The 7,594-nt window shown below is 45.2% G+C and carries 6 protein-coding genes and 1 tRNA gene; 5 read left to right on the top strand and 2 right to left on the bottom strand.

Annotated features, from left to right (window positions below; all coding sequences use genetic code 11):
- Position 1 precedes the first annotated feature (1 nt).
- A tRNA-Ser gene (locus Q0Z62_RS10250) sits at positions 2-91 on the bottom strand.
- A 173-nt stretch (positions 92-264) separates the two neighbouring features.
- Here Q0Z62_RS10250 and Q0Z62_RS10245 point away from each other — a divergent pair.
- Together Q0Z62_RS10245 and yaaA are read left to right on the top strand one after the other, a co-directional pair.
- Positions 265-1,047, top strand: a complete 783-nt coding sequence (locus Q0Z62_RS10245) for a 3-hydroxybutyrate dehydrogenase (RefSeq protein WP_269901465.1) — start codon at positions 265-267, stop codon at positions 1,045-1,047.
- A 13-nt stretch (positions 1,048-1,060) separates the two neighbouring features.
- Positions 1,061-1,837: a peroxide stress protein YaaA gene (yaaA, locus tag Q0Z62_RS10240; protein WP_298054192.1), complete on the top strand. Its 777-nt coding sequence runs from the start codon at positions 1,061-1,063 to the stop codon at positions 1,835-1,837.
- Here the strand turns inward: yaaA and Q0Z62_RS10235 are convergent.
- On the bottom strand, positions 1,809-4,115 hold the full coding sequence (locus Q0Z62_RS10235; protein WP_298054189.1) for an FUSC family membrane protein: 2,307 nt from the start codon (positions 4,113-4,115) through the stop codon (positions 1,809-1,811). The two genes, yaaA and Q0Z62_RS10235, sit on opposite strands and share 29 nt — an antisense overlap.
- A 203-nt stretch (positions 4,116-4,318) precedes the next feature.
- On the opposite strand from Q0Z62_RS10235, the gene Q0Z62_RS10230 reads away from it, so the two are divergent.
- From Q0Z62_RS10230 to Q0Z62_RS10220, 3 genes are all read left to right on the top strand, one after another.
- Positions 4,319-5,287 (top strand): TAXI family TRAP transporter solute-binding subunit, encoded by a 969-nt coding sequence (locus tag Q0Z62_RS10230; protein WP_298054184.1) that lies wholly within the window; start codon positions 4,319-4,321, stop codon positions 5,285-5,287.
- Between the two features lie 85 nt (positions 5,288-5,372).
- Positions 5,373-7,388: a TRAP transporter permease gene (locus Q0Z62_RS10225; RefSeq protein ID WP_298054181.1), complete on the top strand. Its 2,016-nt coding sequence runs from the start codon at positions 5,373-5,375 to the stop codon at positions 7,386-7,388.
- Position 7,389: 1 nt separating this feature from the next.
- A partial coding sequence (locus Q0Z62_RS10220) for a DUF1850 domain-containing protein (RefSeq protein ID WP_298054178.1) occupies positions 7,390-7,594 on the top strand: 205 nt, incomplete at its 3' end.

Genomic DNA, 7,594 nt, shown 5'->3' with positions numbered 1-7,594 from the left:
ATGGCGGGCAGGGTGAGATTCGAACTCACGTTACGCCTAAACGTAAACTGGATTTCGAGTCCAGCGCATTCGACCACTCTGCCACCTGCCCGCTCGACTGCCTTACTAAAAATACACAAGTAAAACAAGATTACCATTCTAGCAGGTTTCAGAAGGAAAATACTAGCCCTTTGTTTAGAGAAAACAGGTTTTCGCTTTGTCACCAAAGCGCTACACTTAGGCTATTGTATTTGTGGTGCAGACCACCATTTTTCGGAGAGATGTATGCTTACTGATAAAACAGCCGTTGTCACAGGCTCAACTAGCGGTATAGGCTTGGCAATCGCCCAGCAGTTAGCCGCCCAGGGTGCGAACATTGTATTAAATGGCTTCGGCGATGCAGATGAGATTGAAAAAATCCGCGTTAATATCGAATTACAAAATGATGTAAAAGCCTATTACATTAATGCTGATCTCAGTAACGCGGATTCGACTCGTCAAATGATTCAGCAGGCCATTCAGTTGACCGGCCGCATTGATATTTTAGTCAATAATGCGGGTATTCAGCATACAGATCGTATTGAAAATTTTCCCACAGAGCGTTGGGATATGATCATGGCGTTAAACTTATCAGCAGTATTTCATGCGACTGCAGCCGTCTTACCTCAGATGCAAAAGCAAGGATGGGGACGGATTGTTAACATTGCTTCCGCTCATGGGCTGGTAGCCTCAGAGAACAAGTCTGCCTATGTCGCAGCAAAGCATGGCGTGGTTGGTTTATCTAAAGTGACAGCCTTAGAAAATGCAGGTAAAGGTATTACGTGTAATGCCGTATGCCCTGGCTGGGTACGCACACCCTTAGTCGAGGCGCAAATTGTAGCTTTAGCTGCTAAAAATAATACCGATATTGAAACAGCTGCTAAAGAGTTACTGGCAGAGAAACAGCCCTCCTTGCAGTTTGTCACACCTGAACAGCTAGGTGGTGCAGTGGTGTTCTTATGTTCTGATGCCGCAGAGCAAATGACAGGGACAACGTTAACCTTAGATGGTGGTTGGACCGCTCGTTAATTAGGAATTTATTATGTTGTTTGTATTATCTCCAGCTAAAAAACTGGATTATGACAGTCCTGTGCGTACCACTTTGTACACACAGCCTCAAATGATTGATCAAGCTCAATCGTTGATTCAAGTATTACGTTTACAAAAGCCAGAGCAAATACAAACACTAATGAAGCTCAGTGATGCGCTGACAGACTTAAATGTACAGCGCTATCAAGACTGGTCTCCTACATTTACATTAGAAAATGCCAGACAAGCGCTTTTGGCCTTTAATGGGGATGTTTACGAGGGTCTAAAGGCAGCAGAGCTTTCTGATGAGCAATTGCAATGGACGCAAGATCATGCCTTATTGCTCAGTGGTTTGTATGGGGTGTTACGCCCTTTAGATTTGATGCAGCCCTATCGCCTAGAGATGGGCACTCGATTAGTCACTGAAAAAGGTAAAAACCTGTACGAGTACTGGGGAAGCCAATTAGCTCAATACATCAACCATCATTTTGAGCAAAAGGCTGAGTCTGCCTCTATCGTTATTAATTTGGCCTCAAATGAATACGTTAAAGCCATCGATAAAAAGGTATTAAACGCTCAGATGATTGATTGTGTGTTTCAGGATCAAAAAGGGGCGGAGTATAAAATTATTAGTTTTTACGCTAAAAAGGCACGTGGCTTAATGTTGCGTTATGCCATTGATCATCAGATAGAAGACCCCGAAGGACTAAAAGCCTTTGATAGTGATGGTTACGCTTTTAGTCCTGAGCATTCCTCAGACACTACTTTGGTTTTCCGACGTCCAGAATAGGCCTGAGTAAATCGAGCTGAGTTGGGGCGGGCGGCCCTGAACTCAATACTAAGCCGCGCATATCCTGTCTAATCAGTTGCGCGGCTTTTATCATTTGACGCAACGGATAGGCCAACATAGCCAGCTCCCCCTCTGTTTCTAGTGAGCCTATAGGTGGCGCGTCTAGATTATTGATCTCTAGCTCAATGGCGGTTAGTGCTGTGGCAACACCATCCGGAATCTCAGGTAAAGAGGCCAAGAGGGGGATAGCAGCACTAATTTGAGAGGCCAGCACATGGCTTTGAATCATTAGGTTGTTGAGTAAGGCAACATTATGCTGGCGACTGACCGGCTCATTCATCATCCGATAAAAGCCCGAGGCAAAGTTACTAAATGAGACATGGACATTACGTCTAGCCAACTGCCATTGCGTATCCGCCTCATTTAAATCCATTTCTAATTGCGCCAGATACTCAGGGCTAAGGGCCAGAGCATGAGTTGTAGCATCTGGGCGTAGCGTAGCGGCATTATGCTGGCGGTTTAGTTCGGCATAATATAGGCCGGTACGCAAGTAGTTTTTGTTAGCCTTGATGGCCTCTTGGGCAAAGTCACTCATCGAATTAGACTCCCACCAAGGCAAAATATAGCTACAAATTAAGGCAATGACACTACCTATAATGGTGTCGACTAAGCGCTCTCCAATAACAAAGCTGTCGCCCGTGTGTAAAAACTGAAAGGATAAGAGTACAAATATGGTGTTGAAGACGGCTGACAGCATAAAGTTCATTTGTACTAAGCTGTTTCCTAGAACATAGGCAATCAGCATGACAAAGAAATAAACCTCTAGCTGGGTGGTTAGTTTAAACAGAATAAATGTTAACGCGCACCCTAAAACAGTCCCCATTAATCGCCAGCTATTACGCTGTTTAGTAAGAGCAAAACCCGGTTTCATAATGACTAAAGAGGTCAAAATAATCCAATGGCTATAGGATGTTAGGGCGCTAAGAATTTCAATGTCTGGAGAAAAATATGCCACCACAGTGGGGACGGCTAACCCCAGAAAAGTTGCACAACTCACGCGGACAGCATATCTAAAATGGGATGAGTTCCAGCGCAAATTACTGGTGAACATGCCCAAGCGAATTTCTTCTCTAGACAAAAAGCGGCTCAGGGATTTATCTAGGTATTGATCTAATGGTAAATCATTACTAGGGCTTCGGGTTTGAGCCGCCATGTGATCTACTGTTTTTTGCGCATTACGTAGTCGTCGTAATATTTGTACTAACAAAGCATAGATTTCGGGCTCAGTGGTGTTGAGTCCACTGCGCTTATAACGTTCCAGCTCAAACTCTAAGGCTCGTAGTTCGGCTTTAACACTTTGTCTTTGTTTTGTTTTTCTGTGACGTGAGACATTGAGAGCTATGTGCCCTACATCAATTGCCATTTTAAAAAGGGCGTCACGAGCAAAAATCATGAAGTCACTATCCGCCATGCGACGTCGTAAATTAGCATAATCGGTGTGGGTGGCAACCAATGAGTCCAATAGGCTAACCATATTGACGAAAATGCTCAGTAACGCTAATCGATGTGCCTCGGCATGGCTATCGCCCCCTTTAGGCAGTTCTCTAAGCACCATGTCTCGGGCCGCTTGATGGGCTTCTGTCATATCGGCTTGGACGCGGATTAGATCCCTGTAATTATCATCAAGGTCTGTTTCTGCATCATAAAAACGAGATCGCCGCACCATATATTCTGCAGTGGAGAACAGAGCCACGGATAAGGTGCGTCTTTCTTCTCGATAAAGAAGGATTTTTCTAAAGAGAGTGCTAAAAATAAAGTAGAAAAACGCGCCGCCGCCCGAATAGAGGGTATGGATCAGGACTTCGTTAGGGCTCATCGGAAAGCGTAGTGTTAATGCCATCAATAGCAAACACGCAAACCCAATTAAGCCTCCTCGTTTGCCGAAAACATTCAGCATGGAATAAAGGAAGCTAAGAATAGGCACTAAGAGCCAGATCAAAATAGGTGAGCTAGAACTGAGTCCTGTAATAAAAGCAGTAAATGTTCCTAAGGCTGCGCCACCTAACATCTCGTTACTTCGATAGCGACGTGGGCCACCTGGCTGGTCAACAATGGCGACACACATCGCCCCCATCGAAGCCACAACACCTATGTCATAGAGCTTGAAAACGCCCCCTAATAGGGTGACGGGCAGTAAAACGCCAATGGATTGACGTAGTCCACCTAAAAGATAGTGACTATAGATAAAACGCTGTAATTGTGGAATGGGTAAGACCATAGATAACAACTCATCTGACTTGAGTGTTAAGTATAACGAGGAGTAGCGCGCAGGGGACTTTTCTCTTTAATAATATGTGTAGAGAAGGCTGTTTTTCAAGAGAGGGTCAACAGTAGCGGGCTGAAACTAGAGGGAAATCCCTGCTTGTGGAGTAGGTGTTTTGAGGGCAATGTGTACTAAAGATTTGTTACCAGGAGACATTTATGTACATAAAAAAATGGATTACGGCTTTAGCAGTCACTACAGCCACCACGTTTGTTGCTTTTTCCGGTTCCGCTTTAGCGCAAAAAAGCCAATTTGTAAATGTGTTAACAGGGGGCCAAAGTGGGGTTTATTATCCACTTGGTGTGGCGCTATCTCAGCTTTATGCTCAGGAAATCCCTGGTGTCAAAGCAACTGCACAGGTGACCAAAGCCTCTGCAGAAAATATGAACTTGCTCCAAGCCGGAAGAGGCGAGCTCGCTTGGGCGCTGGCTGATTCGGTGTCAGATGCTTGGCAGGGCAATGCAGAGGCAGGTTTTACACAAAAACTAGATAAGCTCAGGGGCTTGTCGGGTACTTACAATAATTATATTCAAATCGTAGCAAATGCCGATACAGGTATCACTAAACTCGAAGACCTAAAAGGAAAACGCATCTCTGTTGGGGCTGCACGCTCAGGGACTGAGCTCAATGCCAGAGCCATTTTTAAGGCTGCAGGACTAAGTTACGATGATTTTTCTAAAGTCGAATACCTCCCTTTTGGTGAATCAGTCGAGCTGATGAAAAATCGTCAATTGGATGCAACGCTACAGTCTGCTGGTTTAGGGGTGTCCTCTATTCGGGATTTAGCCACCTCAGTCAAAATTGTCGTCGTTCCTGTTCCCAATGAGGTGGTAGAAAAAGTGGGCGATGCCGCCTATCAAACCGCGATTATTCCCGCCAATACCTACGCAGGACAAACCGAAGACTTGCCTACTGCAGCGATTCCCAACTTTTTGGTGACTCACTCAGGGGTATCCGACGAGCTCGCTTATCAAATGACTAAGGTGCTGTATGAACATTTAGATGTTTTACAGTCCTCACATAATGCCGCTAAAGCCATTCGCATCGAAAATGCAGTGAAAGGAATGCCTGTACCTATTCACCCTGGGGCAGAGCGCTATTACAAAGAAAAAGGCATCATTGAATAAAAGGGTTTACTTGTTGTAAGTCAGCGCAACGACTAGGCCATAAGCCATAGTCGTTGTTTTTTGTGTCGCTTAGGATGTAGAATTCATGACTCTTAATCAAGAAAATACCATACAAAAATTACCTCGCGCTATTTTTTTTGTAGCGGTGATGTTTTCCGTCTTTCAGATTTACACCGCAGCCTTTAGCCCCATGTCTAGCCAAGTGATTCGTGCTTTGCATGTGGGCTTTGTTTTACTCATGGTATTTACGTTATACCCACGTTTTTTTGGCTTTAAGCTTTCTTGGTTAGGATGGCTTTTAGGGCTGACGGGCTTTGTCTTCAGTTTTTATCATTGGGTCTATGAGTCGGATTTGACGGCTCGAGCCGGAGAGATGACTCAAACAGATATGGTGGTTGGAATTGTGCTTATCGCGTTGGTTTTCGAAGCAACACGACGCATGATGGGGATAGCACTACCTATTATTTGTTCGCTTTTTTTACTCTATGGCTTATTTGGCGAATACCTGCCAGGACCGCTGATGCATAGAGGCTATGGATTTGATCAAATAATTAGCACCTTAGGTTTTGGTACCGAGGGCATTTATGGCACGCCGACGTATGTGTCATCGACGTATATTTTTCTCTTTATTCTTTTTGGCTCTTTTCTAGAGCGAGCCGGCATGATTACCCTGTTTAGTGACTTTGCGATGGGCACGGTAGGTCATAGCCGAGGAGGTCCAGCCAAGGTCTCAGTCGTTAGTTCAGGGTTAATGGGAACCATTAATGGTTCCGGCGTTGCAAACGTCGTCACAACAGGCCAGTTTACGATTCCGCTCATGAAGCGTTTTGGTTACTCCGCTTCTTTTGCCGGAGGCGTAGAGGCGACATCTAGCATGGGCGGGCAAATTATGCCTCCTGTTATGGGGGCCGTTGCATTTATTATGGCTGAAACCATTAACGTGCCATATGTAGAGATCGTTAAAGCCGCGATTATTCCTGCTGTGTTGTATTTTTTTACTGTGTTCTGGACCGTTCACTTAGAGGCTGGACGTAAGGGTTTAGACGGTTTACCTAAATCAGAATGTCCGAACCCTTGGGCAGCAGTACGCGAGCGCTGGTATTTGTTAATCCCTCTGGTAGGTTTAGTTGCTTTACTGTTTTCTGGCTATACCCCTTTGTTTTCCGGTACGGTCGGGTTGGGCTTAACCGTGATTTTGATTTTCGGTGCAGCGACCATATCAGGGGCGACTAATAATACGATGCGTTATTTGTTCTGGGTCTTGCTAGGTATTGCTTGCACTGGCTTTCTGCAATTTGGGGTCATTAGTTTTTTTGTCATTATTGCAGTGCTCATCGCATTACTGTTGATGCGTAAACGCCCCGAGCCTGTATTAAAAGAGGCATTGACGTCTTTGGCGGATGGGGCAAGACACGCTTTACCTGTGGCGGTGGCTTGCGCGTTGGTGGGTGTGATTATTGGCATTATTAATTTAACTGGGGTTGCGGCTGAATTTGGTGGGCAGGTGATTGCGATAGGGCAAGACAATTTACTGTTCGCTTTGTTTTTGACGATGGTGACATGTTTAGTATTAGGTATGGGAATACCTACTATTCCTAATTACATTATTACTAGCTCTTTGGCCGCGCCTATCTTATTAAAGCTAGGTGTTCCGCTCATTGTGTCTCATATGTTTGTTTTTTATTTTGGGATTATGGCGGACTTAACCCCTCCTGTTGCTTTAGCAGCCTTTGCTGCTGCTCCTATTGCAAAGACATCGGGACTAAAGATTAGCTTTCAGGCTATTCGGGTTGCGATAGCCGGTTTTATTGTGCCGTATATGGCCGTGTACTCTCCTGCTTTAATGATGCAAAACTATTCTCACTTTGGTGAGGTTGCTTTTGTAGTTGTTAAGGCCATCGTTGCTATTGTTTTGTGGGGGGCCGGTGCTACGGGATTCTTGTTGTCTAGATTGAATTGGATTGAACGAGTCTATGTGGTCATAGCTGCGGCGATGCTGGTGTGGGCCAACCCGTTGTCTGATCAGATAGGTGCGCTATTAACCGTGTTGTTTTTGGTGTGGCACGGGATACGTACTAAACAAGCAAGGCGAGAGCGTTAGTATGAATCTAGTGGCTTTAGGGGTATGTTTACAGTTAGCGATGGCCCCTGAGGTTGCGCCTGTGTTTATTACTACGGAGAGCTTTACTTTGGCTTGGACCCACACCATAGAGCAAGTTCGCTGGGAGGAGGACTACCGGGTACTCAGCGATCAACAGCCAGCCGTATTGTATGCCGTCTCTGCGCGTATCAAAGGATCTGCTGCTG

This window comes from uncultured Paenalcaligenes sp., assembly GCF_947630565.1.
GTDB lineage: Bacteria > Pseudomonadota > Gammaproteobacteria > Burkholderiales > Burkholderiaceae_B > Paenalcaligenes > Paenalcaligenes faecalis.
This window is presented reverse-complemented; position numbering and strand designations above follow the sequence as displayed.

Excerpts from the sequence above, each read along its gene's own strand:
- Q0Z62_RS10245 (WP_269901465.1), top strand. The coding sequence starts at position 265 with ATGCTTACTGATAAAACAGCCGTTGTCACAGGCTCAACTAGCGGTATA.
- yaaA (WP_298054192.1), top strand. The coding sequence starts at position 1,061 with ATGTTGTTTGTATTATCTCCAGCTAAAAAACTGGATTATGACAGTCCT.
- Q0Z62_RS10235 (WP_298054189.1), bottom strand. The coding sequence starts at position 4,115 with ATGGTCTTACCCATTCCACAATTACAGCGTTTTATCTATAGTCACTAT.
- Q0Z62_RS10230 (WP_298054184.1), top strand. The coding sequence starts at position 4,319 with ATGTACATAAAAAAATGGATTACGGCTTTAGCAGTCACTACAGCCACC.
- Q0Z62_RS10225 (WP_298054181.1), top strand. The coding sequence starts at position 5,373 with ATGACTCTTAATCAAGAAAATACCATACAAAAATTACCTCGCGCTATT.